The 21,302-nt window shown below is 70.3% G+C and carries 18 protein-coding genes; 13 read left to right on the top strand and 5 right to left on the bottom strand.

From position 1 onward, the window contains the following. The first annotated feature begins 14 nt into the window (after positions 1-14). The 3 genes from ACZ6EG_RS01955 to ACZ6EG_RS01945 all read left to right on the top strand — a co-directional run bounded on the left by ACZ6EG_RS01955 (position 15) and on the right by ACZ6EG_RS01945 (position 5,271). Positions 15-1,283, top strand: a complete 1,269-nt coding sequence (locus ACZ6EG_RS01955; protein ID WP_391967711.1) for a sensor histidine kinase — start codon at positions 15-17, stop codon at positions 1,281-1,283. Continuing rightward, the gene (locus ACZ6EG_RS01950; RefSeq protein ID WP_356610620.1) at positions 1,280-1,963 is read left to right on the top strand and encodes a response regulator transcription factor; all 684 of its coding nucleotides are present in this window, start codon (positions 1,280-1,282) and stop codon (positions 1,961-1,963) included. The genes ACZ6EG_RS01955 and ACZ6EG_RS01950 overlap by 4 nt, the downstream gene beginning before the upstream one ends. Positions 1,964-2,151: 188 nt before the next feature. Then, entirely contained in the window at positions 2,152-5,271 is a 3,120-nt protein-coding gene (locus tag ACZ6EG_RS01945; protein WP_469600730.1) for an efflux RND transporter permease subunit, read from the top strand. Positions 5,272-5,363: 92 nt separating this feature from the next. On the opposite strand, the gene nadA is transcribed toward ACZ6EG_RS01945, so the two are convergent. After that, positions 5,364-6,548 (bottom strand): quinolinate synthase NadA, encoded by a 1,185-nt coding sequence (gene nadA / locus ACZ6EG_RS01940; RefSeq protein WP_391967709.1) that lies wholly within the window; start codon positions 6,546-6,548, stop codon positions 5,364-5,366. Between the two features lie 265 nt (positions 6,549-6,813). Between nadA and ACZ6EG_RS01935 the strand changes: the two genes are divergently transcribed. Continuing rightward, a complete protein-coding gene (locus tag ACZ6EG_RS01935) occupies positions 6,814-7,170 on the top strand; it encodes an iron-sulfur cluster assembly accessory protein (protein ID WP_053129615.1) in 357 nt (118 codons plus the stop codon). A gap of 93 nt (positions 7,171-7,263) precedes the next feature. Here ACZ6EG_RS01935 and ACZ6EG_RS01930 read toward each other — a convergent pair whose 3' ends face one another. Together ACZ6EG_RS01930 and ACZ6EG_RS01925 are read right to left on the bottom strand one after the other, a co-directional pair. Then, positions 7,264-8,778: a hypothetical protein gene (locus ACZ6EG_RS01930; protein ID WP_469600727.1), complete on the bottom strand. Its 1,515-nt coding sequence runs from the start codon at positions 8,776-8,778 to the stop codon at positions 7,264-7,266. Between the two features lie 94 nt (positions 8,779-8,872). Then, on the bottom strand, positions 8,873-9,082 hold the full coding sequence (locus ACZ6EG_RS01925) for a hypothetical protein (protein ID WP_391967707.1): 210 nt from the start codon (positions 9,080-9,082) through the stop codon (positions 8,873-8,875). 135 nt (positions 9,083-9,217) lie between these two features. On the opposite strand from ACZ6EG_RS01925, the gene ACZ6EG_RS01920 reads away from it, so the two are divergent. Beyond that, the gene (locus ACZ6EG_RS01920; protein WP_391967706.1) at positions 9,218-10,192 is read left to right on the top strand and encodes a carbohydrate kinase family protein; all 975 of its coding nucleotides are present in this window, start codon (positions 9,218-9,220) and stop codon (positions 10,190-10,192) included. Between the two features lie 54 nt (positions 10,193-10,246). Here the strand turns inward: ACZ6EG_RS01920 and ACZ6EG_RS01915 are convergent, their stop codons facing one another. Further along, on the bottom strand, positions 10,247-11,629 hold the full coding sequence (locus ACZ6EG_RS01915) for an aminotransferase class V-fold PLP-dependent enzyme (protein ID WP_469600723.1): 1,383 nt from the start codon (positions 11,627-11,629) through the stop codon (positions 10,247-10,249). Between the two features lie 300 nt (positions 11,630-11,929). Here ACZ6EG_RS01915 and ctaC point away from each other — a divergent pair, with 300 nt between their 5' ends. From ctaC to ACZ6EG_RS01895, 4 genes are all read left to right on the top strand, one after another. Continuing rightward, positions 11,930-12,889 carry an aa3-type cytochrome oxidase subunit II gene (ctaC, locus tag ACZ6EG_RS01910; RefSeq protein WP_391967704.1) on the top strand — a complete coding sequence of 320 codons (960 nt, stop codon included), beginning with the start codon at positions 11,930-11,932 and terminating at the stop codon, positions 12,887-12,889. Next, the gene (ctaD, locus tag ACZ6EG_RS01905; protein WP_356610613.1) at positions 12,886-14,619 is read left to right on the top strand and encodes an aa3-type cytochrome oxidase subunit I; all 1,734 of its coding nucleotides are present in this window, start codon (positions 12,886-12,888) and stop codon (positions 14,617-14,619) included. The genes ctaC and ctaD overlap by 4 nt, the downstream gene beginning before the upstream one ends. After that, positions 14,616-15,014, top strand: coding sequence for a cytochrome c oxidase subunit 4 (locus ACZ6EG_RS01900; RefSeq protein ID WP_356610612.1), 399 nt, complete (start codon positions 14,616-14,618; stop codon positions 15,012-15,014). Before ctaD ends, ACZ6EG_RS01900 begins: the two co-directional genes overlap by 4 nt. Before the next feature lie 129 nt (positions 15,015-15,143). After that, positions 15,144-16,421: a L,D-transpeptidase gene (locus ACZ6EG_RS01895; protein ID WP_391967703.1), complete on the top strand. Its 1,278-nt coding sequence runs from the start codon at positions 15,144-15,146 to the stop codon at positions 16,419-16,421. A 70-nt stretch (positions 16,422-16,491) separates the two neighbouring features. Here the strand turns inward: ACZ6EG_RS01895 and ACZ6EG_RS01890 are convergent, their stop codons facing one another. After that, positions 16,492-16,893: a response regulator gene (locus ACZ6EG_RS01890; protein ID WP_391967702.1), complete on the bottom strand. Its 402-nt coding sequence runs from the start codon at positions 16,891-16,893 to the stop codon at positions 16,492-16,494. A gap of 208 nt (positions 16,894-17,101) precedes the next feature. Here ACZ6EG_RS01890 and ctaE point away from each other — a divergent pair, with 208 nt between their 5' ends. The 4 genes from ctaE (at position 17,102) to qcrB (ending at position 21,286) form a co-directional block, all read left to right on the top strand. Beyond that, complete coding sequence (gene ctaE, locus ACZ6EG_RS01885) at positions 17,102-17,722, top strand: aa3-type cytochrome oxidase subunit III (protein WP_029393865.1); 621 nt, start codon at positions 17,102-17,104, stop codon at positions 17,720-17,722. A 65-nt stretch (positions 17,723-17,787) separates the two neighbouring features. Further along, a complete protein-coding gene (gene qcrC / locus ACZ6EG_RS01880; RefSeq protein ID WP_356610609.1) occupies positions 17,788-18,597 on the top strand; it encodes a cytochrome bc1 complex diheme cytochrome c subunit in 810 nt (269 codons plus the stop codon). Next, positions 18,594-19,652, top strand: a complete 1,059-nt coding sequence (gene qcrA, locus ACZ6EG_RS01875) for a cytochrome bc1 complex Rieske iron-sulfur subunit (RefSeq protein WP_391967701.1) — start codon at positions 18,594-18,596, stop codon at positions 19,650-19,652. Before qcrC ends, qcrA begins: the two co-directional genes overlap by 4 nt. Continuing rightward, positions 19,649-21,286 (top strand): cytochrome bc1 complex cytochrome b subunit, encoded by a 1,638-nt coding sequence (qcrB, locus tag ACZ6EG_RS01870; RefSeq protein ID WP_391967700.1) that lies wholly within the window; start codon positions 19,649-19,651, stop codon positions 21,284-21,286. Before qcrA ends, qcrB begins: the two co-directional genes overlap by 4 nt. Positions 21,287-21,302: the final 16 nt, after the last annotated feature.

Raw genomic sequence — 21,302 nt, 5'->3', positions numbered from 1 at the left:
TACCGTGAACAGCCGTGAGCACCCTCGCCCGCGCCCGCTGCACCCTCGGCGCCCACCCCCTGGCACTGGACGCCGCCCTCGCCGCGGCCGTCCTGCTGTGCATGGTCGCCGGCTCCTTCGTGGACCCGCACGGCCCCGAGGGCGTCACCTGGGGCCTGCGGACCCCCGACGTGCTGAGCCTGGTCCTCATGGCCGTCGGCGCCGCCGCGCTCGTCTTCCGCCGGCGTGCTCCGCTGGTGGTCCTCGCGGTCACCGGCTGCGTCTCCGTTGTCGAGAGCGTCACCGGCGACCCCCGCGCCCCGGTCGTCATGTCCACCGTGGTCGCCCTCTACACCGTCGCCGCCTCCACCGACCGCCCCACCACCTGGCGGGCCGGCCTGCTCACGATGACGGTGCTGACCGGCGCCGCCATGCTGGCCGGGCCCCTGCCCTGGTACGCCCAGGAGAACCTCGCCGTCTTCGCCTGGACCGGCATCGGCGCCAGCGCCGGGGACGCGGTGCGCAGCCGGCGCGCCTTCGTGCAGGCCATCCGGGACCGGGCCGAGAAGGCCGAGCGCACCCGCGAGGAGGAGGCCCGCCGCCGCGTCGCCGAGGAGCGGCTGCGCATCGCCCGGGACCTGCACGACGTGGTCGCCCACCACATCGCGCTGGTCAACGTCCAGGCCGGGGTCGCCGCGCACGTCATGGACAAGCGGCCCGACCAGGCCAAGGAGGCCCTCGCCCACGTACGGGCGGCCAGCCGCTCGGCACTGGACGAGCTGCGGGCGACCGTGGGCCTGCTGCGTCAGTCGGGCGACCCCAAGGCACCGACCGAGCCCGCCCCCGGCCTGGACCGCCTCGACGAACTGGTCGCCACCTTCCACCACGCCGGGCTGCACGTGGAGGTGGCCCGCGCGGACCAGGGCACCGACCTGCCCGCCGCCGTCGACCTGGCCGCCTACCGCATCATCCAGGAGGCGCTCACCAACGTGCAGAAGCACGCGGGGACGCGGGCGAAGGCCGAGGTCAGCGTCGTTCGGGTGGGGCCTGACATCGAGGTCACGGTGCTCGACGACGGCGCCGGCGGCGACGACACCCCGGGCGTGCCCGGCGCCCCGGGCGCCCCGGGCGCTCCGGCGGAGACCGGCGCGGACGGCGGCGGACACGGCCTGCTCGGCATGCGCGAGCGCGTCGCCGCCGTGGGCGGCACCCTCACCACCGGTCCCCGCTACGGGGGCGGTTTCCGGGTCCATGCGATCCTGCCGGTCAGACACCGCACCGATGCCGCGGAGGACCCCGTATGACGATCCGTGTCCTGCTCGCCGACGACCAGGCGCTGCTGCGCAGCGCCTTCCGGGTGCTGGTCGACTCCGAGCCCGACATGGAGGTGGTGGGGGAGGCGTCCGACGGTGCCCAGGCGGCGCGGATGGCCGCCGAGGAGCGGGCCGACGTGGTCCTGATGGACATCCGGATGCCCGGCACGGACGGCCTCGCCGCCACCCGCATGATCAGCGCCGATCCCTCTCTCGCCCACGTCCGCGTGGTCATACTGACCACCTTCGAGGTCGACGACTACGTGGTGCAGTCGCTGCGCGCCGGTGCCTCCGGCTTCCTCGGCAAGGGGTCCGAGCCCGAGGAACTGCTCAGCGCGATCCGGGTCGCGGCCGGCGGCGAGGCGCTGCTGTCCCCGGCCGCCACCAAGGGGCTGATCGCCCGCTTCCTGGCCCAGGAGGGCACGGCGGGCGAGGAGCGCGACCCCGCTCGGGCCGAACGCCTGGAGACGCTGACCGTGCGCGAGCGCGAGGTGCTGGTCCAGGTCGCCGGCGGACTCTCCAACGACGAGATCGCCGAGCGGCTGGAGGTCAGCCCGCTCACGGTGAAGACGCACGTCAACCGGGCCATGTCCAAGCTGGGCGCCCGCGACCGGGCCCAGCTCGTCGTCATCGCGTACGAGTCCGGGCTGGTACGTCCGAGGGTGGAGTGACCCCGACCCGGGTGTACTGCGGCCGGAGTATGCGCGGGATAAGGAAATGGACCTGGGGCCTAGGGAACCGGGGCCGTTCATGGCCCAGGGTGTTGGGGTGGGCGGTCACCCGTGAGCCGGTGGCGCCCGCGTCCAGCGCTCACATGTGCTCCGTCCCCCGCTCGGCCACAGAAGAGAGACCCTGATCCATGTCCTGGCTGTCGAGATTCAGCCTCGCGCAACGGGCCCTGATAGGCCTGATGTCGATCGTCGCGCTCGTCTTCGGCGCGATCGCCATCCCCCAGCTCAAGCAGCAGCTGCTGCCCACCATCGAACTGCCCATGGTGTCCGTGCTGGCGCCCTACCAGGGTGCCTCGCCGGACGTGGTCGAGAAGCAGGTCGTCGAGCCGATCGAGGACAGCCTCGAAGCCGTCGACGGGATCTCCGGCATCACCGCGACGGCCAGTGAGGGCAACGCCGTCATCATGGCGTCCTTCGACTACGGCAACGGCACCCAGCAGCTCGTCGCCGACGTCCAGCAGGCCGTCAACCGGGCCCGCGCCCAGCTCCCGGACGACGTCGACCCGCAGATCGTCTCCGGCTCGACGGACGACATCCCCACCGTCGTCCTCGCCGTCACCTCCGACAAGGACCAGCAGGCGCTGGCCGACCAGCTCGACAAGACGGTCGTCTCGGAGCTGAAGGACATCGACGGCGTCGCCCAGGTCGTGGTCGACGGCGTGCGGGACCTCCAGGTCACCGTCACCCCGGACCCGGCGAAGCTGGCCGAGGCCGGCGTGGCCCCGCAGGTCCTCGCCCAGTCCCTCCAGGCCGGCGGCGCGACCGTCCCCGCGGGCTCCTTCGACGAGGGCGGCGCCAACCGCACCGTCCAGGTCGGCGGCGGCTTCACCTCGCTGCAGCAGATCCAGGACCTCATGGTCACCGGCGAGGGCGTCGACGAGCCCGTGCGCCTCGGTGACGTGGCCACCGTCAAGGAGGAGGAGGCCAAGGCCGACTCCCTCACCCGCACCAACGGCGAACCGAGCCTCTCCGTCGCCGTCACGATGGACCACGACGGCAGCGCGGTCGCCATCTCGAACGCCGTCGAGGACAAGCTCCCCGACCTGCGCGAGCAGCTCGGCTCCGGCGCGACGCTCACCGTCGTCAGCGACCAGGGCCCGGCGGTCTCCAAGGCCATCGAGGGCCTGACCACCGAGGGCGCCCTCGGTCTGCTCTTCGCCGTCCTGATCATCCTGGTCTTCCTGGCGTCGATCCGCTCCACCCTGGTCACCGCGGTCTCCATCCCGCTGTCGGTGGTGCTGGCGCTGATCGTCCTGTGGACGCGCGACCTGTCGCTGAACATGCTGACGCTGGGCGCGCTGACCATCGCCATCGGCCGGGTCGTCGACGACTCGATCGTGGTCCTGGAGAACATCAAGCGGCACCTCGGCTACGGCGAGGAGCGCCAGGAGGCCATCCTCAAGGCGGTCCGCGAGGTCGCCGGAGCGGTCACCTCCTCGACGCTGACCACGGTCGCCGTGTTCCTGCCGATCGGCCTGGTCGGTGGCATGGTCGGCGAGCTGTTCGGCTCCTTCAGCCTCACCGTCACCGCCGCGCTGCTGGCCTCCCTGCTGGTGTCGCTGACGGTCGTCCCGGTGCTGTCGTACTGGTTCCTGCGCCCGCCCAAGGGCACCCCCGAGGACGCGGCCGAGGCCCGCCGGCTGGCCGAGGAGAAGGAGGCGAAGAGCCGCCTCCAGCGCCTCTACGTCCCCGTGCTGCGCTTCGCCACCCGCCGCCGCCTGACCAGCCTGGCCATCGCGGTCGTCGTCCTGCTCGGCACGTTCGGCATGGCGCCGCTGCTGAAGACCAACTTCTTCGACCAGGGCGACCAGAAGGTCCTCAGCATCAAGCAGGAGCTGAAGCCCGGCACCAGCCTGAGCGCGACGAACGAGCAGGCGGAGAAGGTCGAGAAGCTGCTCGGCGACACCGAGGGCGTCAAGGACTTCCAGGTCACCATCGGCTCGTCCGGGTTCATGGCCGCCTTCGGCGGCGGCACGGACACCAACCAGGCCTCGTACCAGCTGATGCTGGAGGACTCGGCCGACGCCGAGGCCGTCCAGGACCACATCGAGGACGGGCTCGCGAAGCTGGACGGCATCGGCACCACCACCGTCGCCGCCGGTGACGGCTTCGGCAGCCAGGACCTCAGCGTCGTTGTCAAGGCGGCCGACGCGCAGGTGCTCCGCGAGGCCGCCGAGAAGGTCCGCGGGACCGTCGCCGGGCTCGACGACGTCACCGACGTCACCAGCGACCTGGCGCAGAGCGTGCCGCGCATCTCGGTCAAGGCCAACGCGAAGGCGGCCGGGGCCGGCTTCAGCGACCAGACGCTCGGCGCGGCCGTCGCCCAGGCGGTACGCGGCACCCCGGCCGCCAAGGCGGTCCTCGAGGACACCGAGCGCGATGTCGTCATCAGGTCGGCCCAGCCGGCCACCACCATCGCCCAGCTCAAGGCCCTGAAGCTGGGCCCGGCGAAGCTCGGCGACATCGCCACCGTGCGGCTGGTGGACGGCCCGGTGTCCATGACCCGCATCGACGGGCAGCGGGCGGCGACCATCACGGCCAAGCCGACCGGTGACAACACCGGCGCGGTGGGCACGGAACTCCAGTCGAAGATCAACGGGCTGGAGCTGCCGGCCGGTGCCACGGCCGAGATCGGTGGCGTCACCGCCGACCAGGACGAGGCGTTCGTCAACCTGGGCCTGGCCATGCTCGCGGCGATCGCGATCGTGTTCATGCTGCTGGTCGGCACCTTCCGGTCGCTGGCCCAGCCGCTGATCCTGCTGGTGTCCATCCCGTTCGCCGCGACCGGCGCGATCGGCCTGCTGCTGGCCACGGGCACCCCGATGGGCGTCCCGGCGATGATCGGCATGCTGATGCTGATCGGCATCGTGGTCACCAACGCGATCGTGCTGATCGACCTGATCAACCAGTACCGCAAGCAGGGCTACGGCGTCGTCGAGGCGGTGATCGAGGGCGGCCGGCACCGTCTGCGGCCCATCCTGATGACGGCCCTGGCGACGATCTTCGCCCTGCTCCCGATGGCGCTGGGCGTCACCGGCGAGGGCGGGTTCATCGCCCAGCCGCTGGCGGTGGTGGTGATCGGCGGTCTGATCACCTCGACCCTGCTGACGCTGCTGCTGGTCCCGACGCTCTACGCGATGCTGGAGCTGCGCAAGGAGCGGCGCGCGAAGAAGCGCGCGGCGAAGAAGGGCGGCGCCGTACCGCCGCAGGCCGCGGCCTCGGACGAGCCGGAGCCGGCGAAGGTCTGAGCGACCGGAACGGAACGGGGAGGGGCCCCGCCCGCCACCGCGAGGTGGTGGTGCGGGGCCCCTCCCCGTGTCCGTCCTCGGACGGCCCGCCGCTACGGCAGGGCGAGCATCCGCTCCAGCGCCAGCTTCGCGAAGGCCTCGGTCTCCTTGTCGACCTCGATGCGGTTGACGAGCGTGCCCTCGGCGAGCGACTCCAGCGCCCACACCAGGTGCGGCAGGTCGATGCGGTTCATGGTCGAGCAGAAGCAGACCGTCTTGTCGAGGAAGACGATCTCCTTGCCCTCGGGAGCGAAACGGTTCGCCAGGCGGCGGACCAGGTTCAGCTCCGTGCCGATGGCCCACTTGGAACCGGCCGGGGCCGCCTCCAGCGTCTTGATGATGTACTCGGTCGAGCCGACGTAGTCCGCCGCCGCGACGACCTCGTGCCGGCACTCGGGGTGCACCAGGACGTTCACGCCCGGGATGCGTTCGCGCACGTCGTTCACCGAGTCGAGGCTGAAGCGGCCGTGCACCGAGCAGTGGCCCCGCCACAGGATCATCTTCGCGGCGCGCAGTTCCTCGGTGGTCAGCCCGCCGTTCGGCTTGTGCGGGTTGTAGAGGACGCAGTCCTCCAGGGACATCCCCATGTCCCGCACCGCGGTGTTGCGGCCCAGGTGCTGGTCGGGCAGGAACAGCACCTTCTCGCCCTGCTCGAAGGCCCAGTCCAGGGCCCGCTTCGCGTTGGACGACGTGCAGATGGTGCCGCCGTGCTTGCCCGTGAACGCCTTGATGTCCGCGGACGAGTTCATGTACGAGACGGGCACGACCTGCTCGGCGATCCCGGCCTCGGTCAGCACGTCCCAGCACTCGGCGACCTGCTCGGCGGTGGCCATGTCGGCCATGGAGCAGCCGGCCGCCAGGTCGGGCAGGACCACCTTCTGGTCGTCGGTGGTCAGGATGTCGGCCGACTCCGCCATGAAGTGCACACCGCAGAAGACGATGTACTCGGCCTCCGGGCGCGCGGCGGCGTCCTTGGCCAGCTTGAAGGAGTCACCCGTGACGTCGGCGAACTGGATGACCTCGTCGCGCTGGTAGTGGTGACCGAGCACGAAGACCTTGTCCCCGAGCTTCTCCTTGGCCGCGCGGGCGCGCGCCACCAGGTCCGGGTCGGAGGGCGAGGGGAGGTCGCCGGGGCACTCCACGCCGCGCTCGCTCCTCGGGTCGGCCTCGCGGCCGAGCAGCAGCAGGGCGAGCGGCGACGGCTGTACGTCGAGCTCCTGGGTTTGGGCGGTGGTCACGACACGCACCCTTTCTTCTTTTCGTCGAACTGACGCTATCTATCATAACCGGTTCACGTCAGTTTGACGATGGCCATTGTGTCGGTGTGACGTGAATCCCGGTGCCCGAGCCGCCGTCCACAGGCGCTGTCCGCTCCCCGGGGCGTGTGCGAGCATGAAGGGAAGGCCGAGGAACGAGATTCGGGACCGACCCCGGAATGAATCCGCGGCCCCGCCGGTTGGAACCGTCGGCAAGCAGTCTCCGTACAACCCGGGAGAGATGTAGATGTCCGTATCGGACGAGACCACCACCGTCACCGACGGCATCATCCTGACCGACGCCGCCGCGGCCAAGGTCAAGGCCCTGCTCGACCAGGAAGGCCGCGAGGACCTGGCGCTGCGCGTCGCCGTCCAGCCCGGTGGCTGCTCCGGCCTGCGCTACCAGCTCTTCTTCGACGAGCGCTCGCTCGACGGCGACGTGGTGAAGGACTTCGACGGCGTCAAGGTCACCACCGACCGCATGAGCGCCCCGTACCTGGGCGGCGCCACCATCGACTTCGTGGACACGATCGAGAAGCAGGGCTTCACGATCGACAACCCGAACGCGACGGGTTCCTGCGCCTGCGGCGACTCCTTCAGCTGAGCCGCGCGGCCGAGCGCCACAGTCGTACACAGGGCGGCGGCCCGGGGGAATCCCCGGGCCGCCGCCCTGTCGGTGGTACCCGGCGCGTCCGCGTCACCGGTTCCCGGACGGGGCCGGCAGTCGCGCGCCCGGCTTGTGCGCCGGGATCTCCTCGCCGTCGGGGCCCACGACCGCCCGGTCGCCGAGCGGCTCGTCGAGCGGCACCGTCCGCTCGTACTCCTTCGCGACGAGGATGCAGACCTTCTCGGGGTGCGGTGTCTCGGTCACCGTGACCGTCACCCTCCCCGCGCTCTCCTTCGCCGTCGCCTCGTAGTCGGAGCAGACCCCGCCCGTGAAGTGCACGGTCAGCTCCCCGCCCGCGGTCGTGTAGCCCTCGGCCCGCACCTCCCGCGGCTCCGACGGTGCCGAGGTCGGCCCGTCGGAGGGGGACGGGGAGGGCGCGTCGGGAGCGGTGGTGGCCAGGTACTCGGGGTCGACCGCCGGATAGGTGACCGTGACGGCGTCCTGCGCGCCCGGCGCCCGCACCTCGAACAGCCAGGACGGCACCAGCGTCGGCCGCCCCCGCACCGGATGGGCGGCCAGCCCGAACACCGCGTCCTCGACCGTGACCGTCCGCTTCCCGGGCTTCTCCGGCGTGCCCGTCGGCATCGCGCAGGGCGCGTCGGCGCGGTCCTGATGCGGTACGGGGCTCGCGCAGCCGCCGATGCCGGCCCCCGTGCCGCCACCCGGCGCGTTCAGCAGCGCCAGCGTCTCCGCGGCGCCCAGGACCGGGTACGTGTCGCCCTTGACCGGCGCCGACACCTGGCCGCTGCCGCCGACCACCTCGCCCCGCGCATCGACGACCACGCCGGTCGTCCAGCCGTACGTGGGCAGCCCGCCGACCTCGGGCTCGGCGTTGACGGCCCGGCGGGCGCCCATGACCTGCCCCGCGTCCAGCTTGGCGTCGTCCTGCCCCAGCGCCTTGAGCACCGGAGCCGCCGCCTTCTTCGCGGCCGCCTCGTCGATCGGGCTCCCGTCGGCGGGCGGGGTCTTGCACGCCGGACCCTTCCCGCAGTCGTCGGTGCCGGGGGCGTAGCGGTGGAACGTCCAGGTGCCCGGCGCCCGCCGGTCCACCGTGAGCAGCGGTCCCGAACCGTCCCCGGCGGTGCCGGCCTTCCAGGCCTCACCCTGGACGCGCGGTGCGCCCTCGACCCCGAGCGCCTCGGCCAGCCGGGCCACCTCCGCCTCGCCGACCTCGCCCTTCGCCCGGTAGACGGGCGCCGAGCCGGGCCCCTGGGGGAGCGAGCCCTCGGCCCGGTAGGTGACGCCGTGGGGGTCGGGTTCGCCGGGCGCGATGCCGTTCGCGCCGCCCTGGGAGGGGGCGCCGTACCCGTCCAGGGCGAGCGGCGGGGGAGTGTCGTCGCCGGACGCCCCGGACGCCGTACCGCCGTTCGGGTCATCACCGGAGGCGGACGCGGCCAGATAGGCCCCGCCCGTCCCGACCAGCAGCACGGCCGCGGCGACCGACGCGACCGCGACCGCCCGGGGGCGCCGCGCGGGGCGCCCGGTGCCGGCCTCGCCCGCGGGGGCGGCGGTGGCGTCGTCGTGGTCGGGTCGCTCGCTGTTCACCGCATCGCTCCTTCGGCTGTTACTGGGGACAGCGATGGGACGCGGTGGGGAGGGATCCGGTTCCCGGCGGCGCCACGCGCCACCCGGACGGCCCTCAGTCGCCGTAGTCGGACATCGCGTCCAGCAGCTTCGCCGACGTCTGGGGCACCCGCACGCCGTGGATCAGCGAGACGGGGACGGGTCGGGTCGACACGTGTGCCGGAAGCTCCCAGCGCGGGGCCATGCGGGCGCAGTCGCCGCGCAGCGACGCCAGGTCGCCGTCCAGGTCGGCCGGGGCGGGGTCGGCGGTCCTCGAGTTCGTCATAACAGAACCGTAGGCACGTCCGGGACCGCGAAGAAAGTTGTACTACCGGGTAGTTTTGCCTGCTTCGGGTCGGCGGGACTCCCGGGTAGCGTGAACTGTCAACCCGCCCTCCCCTTACAGGAGAGAGTCCACGCCGTGCGCATCGCAGTCACCGGCTCCATCGCCACCGACCACCTCATGACCTTCCCCGGCCGCTTCTCCGACCAGCTCGTCGCGGACCAGTTGCACACGGTCTCGCTCTCCTTCCTGGTCGACCAGCTCGACGTGCGCCGGGGCGGGGTCGGCGCGAACATCGCCTTCGGCATGGGACAGCTCGGCACCCGGCCGATCCTGGTCGGCGCCGCCGGCTCGGACTTCGACGAGTACCGGGCCTGGCTGGACCGGCACGGCGTCGACACCGACTCGGTGCGCATCTCCGAGACGCTGCACACCGCCCGTTTCGTGTGCACCACCGACGCCGACCACAACCAGATCGGCTCCTTCTACACCGGCGCCATGAGCGAGGCCCGCCTCATCGAGCTGAAGACCGTCGCCGACCGCGTGGGCGGTCTCGACCTGGTCTCGGTCGGCGCCGACGACCCGGAGGCGATGCTCCGGCACACCGAGGAGTGCCGGGCGCGCTCCATCCCCTTCGCCGCCGACTTCTCCCAGCAGATCGCCCGGATGAACGGCGACGAGATCCGGATACTGCTGGACGGGGCGACCTACCTCTTCTCCAACGAGTACGAGAAGGGGCTGATCGAGACCAAGACCGGCTGGAGCGACGAGGAGATCCTCGGCCGCGTCGGCCACCGTGTCACCACCCTCGGCGCGCGGGGCGTGCGCATCGAGCGGGCCGGCGAGGAGACCATCGAGGTCGGCGTCCCGGACGAGGAGCGCAAGGCCGACCCGACCGGCGTGGGCGACGCCTTCCGCGCGGGCTTCCTGTCGGGGCTGGCCTGGGGGGTCTCGCTGGAGCGGGCCGCGCAGGTCGGCTGCATGCTCGCCACCCTGGTCATCGAGACGGTGGGCACCCAGGAGTACCAGCTGCGGCGGGGCCACTTCATGGAGCGGTTCACCAAGGCGTACGGCGACGAGGCGGCCGACGAGGTCCAGGCACACCTGGGCTGACCGGGCCCACGCGGCTCAGCCGCACCGGGACCCGGCCCCGCGCCCCCGGGCGGCTCAGCCGGTGCGGCGGACCACGTAGGCCGTTCCCACCGCCGCCGGCTCCTCGCCCACGTACTCCTGGCCCCGCATCTCGCACCACGCCGGGATGTCCAGCCGGGCGGCCGCGTCGTCGGACAGGACGCGGACCGTGCCGCCGACGGGCACGTCGCCGATGACCTTGGCGAGTTCGATCACCGGGACGGGGCAGCGCCGCCCGATCGCGTCCACCACGAGGTCGTGCCCCGTCCGGGGAGCGGCCTCCGTGGCCACCGGCGCCCCCAGCTTCTCCCGCACCGCGGCCACCGTGCCCGGCAGTACCTCGAGGAACCGCTCGACGTCCTCGGCCGCGGTCCCCGGCGGCAGCGACACCCGGACGTTGCCCTCGGTGAGCACCCCCATCGCCTTCAGGACGTGACTGGGCGTCAGGGTGCTGCTGGTGCAGGACGACCCGGAGGAGACCGAGAAACCCGCGCGGTCCAGCTCGTGCAGCAGTGTCTCCCCGTCGACATAGAGACACGAGAAGGTGACGAGGCCGGGCAGCCGGCGCGCCGGGTCACCGACCACCTCCACGTCCGGCACCAGGGCCGGCACCCGCGCCCGGATCCGCTCCGTCAACTCCCGGAGTCGGGCCGCCTCCTCGGCCGCCTCGGCCCGCACCGCCCGCAGCGAGGCCGCCGCGGCGACGATCGCCGGGAGGTTCTCGAAACCGGGCGCCCGGCCCGACTCGCGCTCGTCCGCCGGAGCCCCGGGCGCGAACCGGGTGCCCTTGCGTACGACGAGCAGCCCGACCCCCGACGGCCCGCCCCACTTGTGGGCGCTCGCCGCGAGCAGCGACCAGTCGCCCTCGATGCGCCCCCACCCCAGCGACTGGGCCGCGTCCACCAGCAACGGCACGCCGGCCGCCCGGCAGGCCTCTCCCACCTCCGCCACCGGCTGCTCCGTGCCCACCTCGTGGTTGGCCGACTGGAGGCAGGCCAGGGCGGTGTCGGCGCGCAGCGCCCCCGCGTACGCCGCCGGGTCGACCGCACCCGTCCGCCCCACCGGCACCTGGGTGACCGCCCCACCGCCGGCCTCGTGCGCCTCGGCGGCATGCAGTACGGAGGAGTGTTCGACGGCGGACACGATGAGGTGATTCCCGGCCCGGCGCCGCCCGGCCAACGCCCCGGCGACCCCTGAATGCACCGCCCGCGTCCCCGAAGGAGTGAACACCAACTCGTCCGTCCGGCACCCCACGGCCTCCGCGGCCGCCTCCCGGGCGGCGTCGAGCAGCAACCGGGCCCGGCGCCCCTCCCGGTAGAGCCGGGCGGGGTCGGCCCACCCCTCGTCGAGGGAGGCCAACAGCGCCTGCCGGGCGACGGGATGAAGAGGAACGGCGGAAGCAGCGTCGAAGTAGGCCACAGACCCACGCTATGACGTCCGGCCCGCAAACGCCCCGAAGGGGTGGGGGAGCCCCGCGACCGGTCACGACGCGCCGCGAACCGCCACGTCACCCCCGGTCCGGGCCTCCCGCGGACGCCCCGTCCCACCCTTTCAGGGTGCCCCCCGGCGCGTATGCCACCCTCCCCGCGACCCCCCGGAGGGCGTCGGCTAGGGTTTGGTCCGCATAAACATCAAACCCCTGCCCGACGCAGGGCGGCGACCGACCAGCGAGAAGGCCGCAGCCGAACAGCGCGGGCGAGACTCTCGGGAAGGCGCTACGTGAGTCCCAACGGCTCCGACCGCTCGCCGCGGCGCCCGATGCGGCGGAAGCTGCTGCAGGCACTGACCGCGGGCCTGGTCCTGGCGACCGCCACCGGTTGCACATACGAGGACTTCCCCCGCCTCGGCATGCCCACCCCCACCACGGAAGAGGCTCCGCGGATCCTCTCCCTGTGGCAGGGCTCCTGGGCAGCCGCGCTGGCCACCGGCGTGCTGGTGTGGGGCCTGATCCTGTGGAGTTGCTTCTTCCACCGGCGCACCCGCACCAAGGTCGAGGTACCTCCGCAGAACAGGTACAACCTGCCCATCGAGGCGCTCTACACCATCGTTCCGCTCGTCATCGTCTCGGTGCTGTTCTACTTCACCGCCCGTGACGAGTCCGAGCTCCTGACCCTGAAGAAGAAGCCCGACGTCACGGTCAACGTGGTCGGCTTCCAGTGGAGCTGGTGCTTCAACTACGTCGAGAACGTCGACGGGTCCACCGGCGACGCCAAGTCCTCCAAGGAACTGGCCGGCATCCCGGACCGGTACAAGGAGGACTTCCCGGCGAACGCCGGCGGCACCTTCGACTGCGGTGTCCCGAGCACGCGGAACCCGCAGACCAACAACCCGGGTCCGACCCTCTGGCTCCCCAAGGGCAAGACGGTCCGCTTCGTCCTCACCTCGCGTGACGTCATCCACTCCTTCTGGGTGGTGCCGTTCCTCATGAAGCAGGACGTCATCCCGGGCCACACCAACGCCTTCGAGGTCACCCCCAACAAGGAGGGCACCTTCATGGGCAAGTGCGCCGAGCTGTGCGGCGTGGACCACTCCCGGATGCTGTTCAACGTGAAGGTCGTCTCTCCGGAGCGCTACGAGCAGCACCTGAACGACCTCGTGAAGAAGGGGCAGACCGGTTACGTCCCCGCCGGCATCGAGCAGGCGGGCCACGAGAAGAACCGGGAGTCGAACATCCTGTGAGCATCCTCAACGAACCCCAGGGTGCCGCGGCAGGGTCCCACTATGAGGACGAGCTGCCGGTCCGGCGCCAGAGGCGTGGCGAGATCGTGGTCAAGTGGCTGACGACCACCGACCACAAGACGATCGGCACGCTGTACCTGGCCACGTCGTTCGCGTTCTTCGTGATCGGCGGCGTGATGGCGCTCTTCATGCGCGCCGAGCTGGCCCGGCCGGGTCTGCAGATCATGTCGAACGAGCAGTTCAACCAGGCGTTCACGATGCACGGCACGATCATGCTGCTGATGTTCGCGACGCCGCTGTTCGCCGGCTTCGCGAACTGGATCATGCCGCTGCAGATCGGCGCGCCGGACGTGGCGTTCCCGCGGCTGAACATGTTCGCCTACTGGCTGTACCTGTTCGGCTCGACGATCGCGGTGGGCGGCTTCCTGACCCCGCAGGGTGCGGCCGACTTCGGCTGGTTCGCCTACTCGCCGCTGTCCGACGCGGTGCACTCGCCGGGTATCGGCGGTGACCTGTGGATCATGGGTCTGGCCTTCTCCGGCTTCGGCACCATCCTCGGCTCGGTCAACTTCATCACCACGATCATCTGCATGCGCGCGCCGGGCATGACCATGTTCCGCATGCCGATCTTCACCTGGAACGTGCTGCTGACCGGTGTGCTGGTCCTGCTCGCCTTCCCGGTGCTGGCCGCGGCCCTGTTCGCGCTGGAGGCGGACCGCAAGTTCGGCGCCCACATCTTCGACTCGGCCAACGGCGGAGCGTTGCTGTGGCAGCACCTCTTCTGGTTCTTCGGGCACCCAGAGGTGTACATCATCGCGCTGCCGTTCTTCGGCATCGTCAGTGAGATCATCCCGGTCTTCTCCCGGAAGCCGATCTTCGGCTACATGGGCCTGATCGCGGCGACCATCGCGATCGCCGGTCTGTCGGTGACGGTGTGGGCGCACCACATGTACGTCACGGGCGGCGTGCTGTTGCCGTTCTTCTCCTTCATGACCTTCCTGATCGCGGTACCGACCGGTGTGAAGTTCTTCAACTGGATCGGCACCATGTGGAAGGGATCACTCAGCTTCGAGACCCCGATGCTGTGGTCCACCGGCTTCCTGATCACCTTCCTCTTCGGTGGTCTGACCGGTGTCATCCTGGCCTCGCCGCCGCTGGACTTCCACGTCTCGGACTCGTACTTCGTGGTGGCGCACTTCCACTACGTGGTGTTCGGCACCGTGGTGTTCGCGATGTTCGCCGGCTTCCACTTCTGGTGGCCGAAGTTCACCGGCAAGCTGCTGGACGAGCGCCTGGGCAAGATCACCTTCTGGACGCTGTTCATCGGCTTCCACGGCACGTTCCTCGTCCAGCACTGGCTGGGCGCCGAGGGCATGCCGCGCCGGTACGCCGACTACCTGGCGGCCGACGGCTTCACGGCCCTGAACACGATCTCGACGATCAGCTCGTTCCTGCTCGGCATGTCGATACTGCCGTTCTTCTACAACATCTGGAAGACGGCCAAGTACGGCAAGCCGGTCAACGTGGACGACCCGTGGGGCTACGGCCGTTCGCTGGAGTGGGCGACCTCCTGCCCGCCGCCGCGGCACAACTTCCTCACCCTGCCGCGCATCCGCAGTGAATCCCCCGCCTTCGACCTGCACCACCCGGAGGTCTCGGCGATCGACCAGCTCGAGAACGTCGGTCACGGTGAGAAGACCCTCGCCGGCGGCAAGGAGGCCGGCAAGTGAAGATCCAGGGACAGCTCTTCATCTGGCTGAGCGTCTTCATCCTGGCCGTCGCGATCGTCTACGGCTACTGGTCGATGGAGCCGGCCGGCACCACGGCCCTCTTCCTGGCCTTCGGCCTGGCCCTCATGATCGGCTTCTACCTGGCCTTCACGGCCAAGCGGGTCGACGCCGGGGCCCAGGACAACAAGGAAGCGGACGTCGCGGACGAGGCCGGCGAGGTCGGCTTCTTCAGCCCGCACAGCTGGCAGCCGCTGGCGCTCGGGCTCGGTGGCGCGCTCGCCTTCCTGGGCGTGGCCGTCGGCTGGTGGATCATGTACTTCTCCGCGCCGGTCATCCTCGTGGGCCTGTTCGGATGGGTCTTCGAGTACTACCGCGGTGAGAACCGCACCCAGTAGCACGCGTCGGACGCCGAGGGGCCCGGACACTCCGTCAGGAGCGTCCGGGCCCCTTCGTCTGCAGCACCCGCCTCACTCGTCCGGGTTACCCGCCGTGCCGCCCTTGACGTCGCTCCCTAGCGTGAGGTCATGACCAACACGGTTCACTTCCAGGCGCGGGGGCGTACGGTCGTCGGCTGCACCCTGCTGGTGATCGCCCTCGGCGCGAGCGTCACCGCCTGCACCGGCGACGACGGCAACCCGCTGACGGCCGCGCCGTACGACGCGGCCGGCCAGATCTCCTTCAACGGCCCCACGGACGCCGGGAAGAAGGCCGACCCCGACAAACCCCTGGAGGTCGTCGCCGAGGGCGCCGACGGCCGCATCACGGACGTCACGGCCGTGGACGCGGCGGGCCGCTACGTGGCGGGCGAACTCTCCGCCGACGGGGCCCGTTGGCACAGCACCTCCCCGCTGGCCGCCGCCGCCCGGTACACGGTGCGGGTCAGCACCGAGGACGGCGACGGCGCGCCCGGCCGCAAGGTCCTCACGTTCGAGACCGGACGGCCCAGCGCCAAGAAGACCCTGGACGTCGCCTTCGGCCCCAAGGCGGGCGCGTACGGCGTCGGACAGCCCCTCACGGCGGAACTGAACCAGCCGGTCCGGGACAGGGCCCAGCGGGCCATAGTGGAGCGCGCCCTGAAGGTGCGGTCCACCCCCGCCGTGGAGGGCGCCTGGCACTGGGTGGACGACAAGAAGCTCCACTACCGGCCCAGGGAGTACTGGCCCGCCCACGCCACGATCGAGGTCAGCAGCGCCCTCGACGGCATCAAGATCGGCGACCGGATGTGGGGCGGCGCCGCCAAGCCCCTGCGGATCACCACGGAGGACCACGTGGTGGCCGTCACCGACGCCGCCACGCACACGCTGACGCTGTTCCAGGACGGGCGGGAGGTCAGGCAGATCCCCGTCACCACCGGAAAGCCCGGCTTCGAGACCCGCAACGGCGTCAAGGTCGTCCTGGGCAAGGAACCCTTCGTACGCATGCGCAGCAGCACCGTCGGCATCGCCGAGGGCTCCTCGGAGTCGTACGACCTGCCGGTGTACTTCGCCACCCGGGTCACCTGGAGCGGCGAGTACGTGCACGCGGCCCCCTGGTCCGTCGGCTCCCAGGGCTCCGCCAACGTCAGCCACGGCTGCGTCGGGATGAGCACCGCCAACGCGGAGTGGTTCTTCGGCGCCGTCCAGGAGGGGGACCTCGTCGAGGTGGTCAACTCCGGTGGCGAGACGATGGAGTCCTTCGGCAACGGCTTCGGCGACTGGAACCTGGACTGGAACAGGTGGCGCACGGGAAGCGCCCTGACGGGCGGTACGCCGGAGGCCGGCGGCACGGCCGAGCAGGCCCGGCTGCGCCCACAGGGCGTGTGAGGACGTCCCCGGGGTCGGTGCACGCCGCACCTGCCCCGGGCAACCCCTGCCCCGGGCCCCTCACGCGTCCCTAGACGCCCTGCAACCTCTTCTGCCGCAGCAGTGAGGCCAGCGCGCCCGCGAACTCGACGGGCTCCACCGGGAGCGTCACAGCCGCCTCGGCGCGGCTCCACGTCGCCAGCCACGCGTCCTGCGGCCGGGCGATGAGCAGCAGCACCGGAGGACAGTGGAAGACCTCGTCCTTGATCTGCCGGCACAGCCCCATGCCGCCCATGGGAACGGCCTCGCCGTCCAGGACGCAGACGTCGATGCCGCCCTTGTCCAGCTCCTTGATCACGGCGGCCTGGGTGGCACACTCCACGAACTCGACCACGGGCACGTCCGGAGCCGGCCGGCGGCCGGTCGCCAGCCGCACCTGCTCGCGGGTGTTGGAGTCGTCGCTGTAGACCAGCACCGTGGCGGTCGCCTGCATGCTTCCTCCGATACGCGGTGAAGACCGATGAAGCCCGTCGGGGACTGTCGTAGCCCGTGCGCCGGATGCTACTCCCTCGTCCCGCCCGTCAACACTGGTTCGGACAGGGCTTCGACGGGCCGTTCGATGGGCCATACGGGCAGTACAGACGGGGCGGACACTCCGAACGGCACCCCCCGGGGTGAGGGCGGGATAAGCGACCGACATAATGTCGGTCGTGGCGACAGCAACGACAGTAGAAACCGGGCACGCGCACCCGTCGGTCAACCGGCCGAACCTCACCAGCGTCGGAACCATCATCTGGTTGAGTTCCGAGCTGATGTTCTTCGCGGCCCTCTTCGCGATGTACTTCACCCTGCGATCGGTGACCGGCCCGGACTTCTGGTCCGAGAAGGCCGACGCGTTGAACTTCCCGTTCTCCGCGACGAACACCACGATCCTGGTGCTCTCCTCCCTCACCTGTCAGCTCGGCGTGTTCGCGGCCGAGCGCGGTGACGTGAAGAAGCTCCGGATGTGGTTCATCGTCACCTTCGTGATGGGTGCGATCTTCATCGGCGGTCAGGTGTTCGAGTACACCGAACTGGTCAAGCACGAGGGCCTCTCGCTCTCGTCGGACCCGTACGGCTCGGTGTTCTACCTGACCACCGGCTTCCACGGACTGCACGTGACGGGCGGCCTCATCGCCTTCCTGCTGGTCCTCGGCCGCACCTACGCGGCCCGGAGGTTCACCCACGAGCAGGCGACCGCGGCCATTGTCGTGTCCTATTACTGGCACTTCGTCGATGTCGTCTGGATCGGCCTCTTCGCCACGATCTACATGATCAAGTAGTCGCGGCGCGCACCCGCCCAATACCAGAAGCATCGACGCAGAAGATCCTGACACCGGGGTAATCCGTGAAAAAGCTCTCCGCACGACGACGCCACCCGCTGGCGGCGCTCGTCGTCCTACTCCTCGCGCTGGCATGCACAGGGGGGCTGTACGCCGCGTTCGCACCCGCGAGCAAGGCGCAGGCCGATGAAACCGCCCAGTCCCTCGCCATCGAGGAGGGCAAGAAGCTCTACGCCGTCGGCTGTGCCAGCTGCCACGGCACCGGCGGTCAGGGCACCACCGACGGTCCGAGCCTGGTCGGCGTCGGCGCCGCGGCCGTCGACTTCCAGGTGGGCACCGGCCGCATGCCGGCCCAGCAGCCGGGCGCGCAGGTCCCGGACAAGCCGAACATCTACTCGCAGGCCGAGATCGACCAGCTGGCCGCCTTCGTGGCGTCGCTGGGCGCCGGTCCGGCCGTCCCGTCGGAGGAGAAGTACGGCCCGGAGGGCGCGGACATCGCCAAGGGCGGTGAGCTGTTCCGCAACAACTGCGCGCAGTGCCACAACTTCACCGGCAAGGGCGGCGCGCTGACGCACGGCAAGTACGCGCCGAGCCTCGAGGATGTCGACCCCAAGCACATCTACGAGGCCATGCAGACCGGCCCGCAGAACATGCCCTCCTTCCCCGACACCACGATGTCCGAGCAGAACAAGAAGGACATCATCGCCTACCTGCACGCGGTCAACAGCGACGACACCGAGAACCCCGGCGGCCTCAGCCTCGGCGGGCTGGGCCCGGTGAGTGAGGGTCTGTTCGCGTGGGTCTTCGGACTGGGCGCGCTGATCGCGGTCGCCGTCTGGGTCGCCGCTCGGACCGCAAAGGCCAAGAAGTCATGAGTAGCCAAGACATTCCAGAAGAGAACCTGCCCGCTGAGCAGGGCACCGCGCACGGCGCGGTGAAGGTCGCGGACGAGAAGAACCCGTTCGCCGACCCGGGGCTGCCGCCCCACGAGCACCGTGTCCAGGACCTCGACGAGCGGGCCGCCAAGCGGTCCGAGCGTACGGTCGCCCTGCTCTTCACGCTGTCGATGCTGGCCACCGTCGGCTTCATCGCCGCCTTCGTGACGATCCCGGTCGACCAGTCGGTCTACATCTTCCCGATCGGCCACATCAGTGCGCTGAACTTCGCGCTCGGCATGACGCTCGGCGTCGCGCTGTTCGCGATCGGCGCGGGCGCGGTCCACTGGGCCCGCACCCTGATGTCCGACGAGGAGATCGCCGACGAGCGCCACCCGATCGAGGCCGACCCCGAGCTCCGTGCCAAGGTCCACGCGGACTTCAAGCAGGGTGCCAAGGAGTCCGTCATCGGGCGCCGCAAGCTGATCCGCAACACGATGTTCGGCGCGCTGACCCTGGTCCCGCTCTCCGGTGTCGTCCTGCTGCGCGACCTCGGCCCGCTGCCCGAGACCAAGCTCCGCCACACCCTGTGGTCCAAGGGCAAGCTGCTGGTCAACATGAACACCCACGAGCCGTTGCGTCCCTCCGACGTCGCGGTGGGCTCCCTCACCTTCGCCATGCCCGAGGGCCTGGAGGAGCACGACGAGGAGTTCATGACCGAGATCGCCAAGGCGGCCCTGATGATCATCCGGCTGGAGCCGGAGGCCATCAAGGACAAGCGCGAGCTCGAGTGGTCGCACGAGGGCATCGTGGCGTACTCGAAGATCTGCACCCACGTCGGTTGCCCGATCTCCCTGTACGAGCAGCAGACGCACCACGCGCTCTGCCCCTGCCACCAGTCCACCTTCGACCTTGCCGACGGCGCCCGGGTGATCTTCGGTCCCGCCGGTCACGCCCTGCCGCAGCTGCGCATCGGCGTGAACGACGAGGGTTACCTCGAAGCGCTCGGCGACTTCGAAGAGCCCGTCGGTCCTGCCTTCTGGGAGCGCGGATGAGCACTACAGCGAACGAAGCCCCCCGCTCTCGCGGGAAGGCACCGGCCGGCGAGCGCGTCGCCGACTGGGCCGACGGCCGGCTGGGGATCTACTCCCTGGCCAAGGCCAACATGCGCAAGATCTTCCCCGACCACTGGTCGTTCATGCTGGGTGAGATCTGCCTCTACAGCTTCATCATCATCATCCTCACGGGTGTGTACCTGACGCTGTTCTTCCACCCGTCGATGAACGAGGTCACGTACCACGGCTCGTACGTGCCGCTGCAGGGCCAGCTGATGAGTGAGGCGTACGCCTCCACGCTGGACATCAGCTTCGACGTCCGCGGTGGTCTGCTCATCCGGCAGATCCACCACTGGGCGGCGCTGATCTTCCTCGCCGGCATGTTCGTGCACATGATGCGCGTCTTCTTCACCGGCGCGTTCCGCAAGCCGCGTGAGATCAACTGGCTGTTCGGCTTCCTGCTGTTCGTCCTCGGCATGTTCACCGGCTTCACCGGTTACTCGCTCCCGGACGACCTGCTCTCGGGCACCGGCATCCGCTTCATGGAGGGCGCGATCCTGTCCGTGCCGATCGTCGGCACGTACCTGTCGTTCTTCCTCTTCGGCGGGGAGTTCCCCGGCCACGACTTCGTGGCCCGGTTCTACTCGGTCCACATCCTGCTGCTGCCGGGCATCATGCTCGGCCTGGTGGTCGGCCACCTGATCCTGGTCTTCTACCACAAGCACACGCAGTTCGCGGGCCCCGGCAAGACCAACAAGAACGTCGTCGGCATGCCGCTGCTGCCGGTGTACATGGCGAAGGCCGGAGGCTTCTTCTTCCTGGTCTTCGGCGTGATCGCCGCCATCTCGGCGATCGCCACGATCAACCCCATCTGGTCCATCGGCCCCTACCGGCCGGACATGGTCTCCACCGGCGCCCAGCCGGACTGGTACATGGGCTTCTCCGAGGGCCTGATCCGTGTGATGCCCGGCTGGGAGATCAACTTCTGGGGCCACACGCTGGTCCTGGGCGTGTTCGTCCCGCTGATGATCTTCCCGCTGGTCCTGGTCGCGATCGCGGTCTACCCGTTCATCGAGTCCTGGGTCACCGGCGACAAGCGCGAGCACCACATCCTGGACCGCCCGCGCAACGCCCCGACCCGGACCGCGTTCGGTGTCGCCTGGATCACCGAGTACTTCATCCTGCTCATCGGTGGCGGCAACGACATCTGGGCCACGCACTTCCACCTGTCGATCAACGCGATCACCTGGTTCGTCCGCATCGCGTTCTTCGTCGGCCCGGTCATCGCGTTCATCGTCACCAAGCGGATCTGCCTCGGCCTCCAGCGCCGGGACAAGGACAAGGTGCTGCACGGCCGCGAGTCCGGCATCATCAAGCGCCTGCCGCACGGTGAGTTCATCGAGGTCCACGAGCCGCTCAGCCAGGAGCAGCTGCACACCCTCACGGCCCACGAGCAGTACAAGCCGGCCGAGATCGGCCCGACGGTCGACGAGAACGGCGTCGAGCGCAAGGTGAAGAGCACCGAGAAGCTCCGCGCCAAGCTCAGCAAGTCGTACTACGGCGAGGAGTCGCAGATTCCGAAGCCGACCGTCGAGGAGTACAAGGAGATCACGAGCGGCCACGGCCACCACTGACCCTCCAGCGTCGCCA

Source organism: Streptomyces sp. NPDC041968, assembly GCF_055589025.1.
The sequence above is the reverse complement of the archived record's forward strand: the minus strand, read 5'-3'. Positions and strand labels throughout refer to the sequence as shown.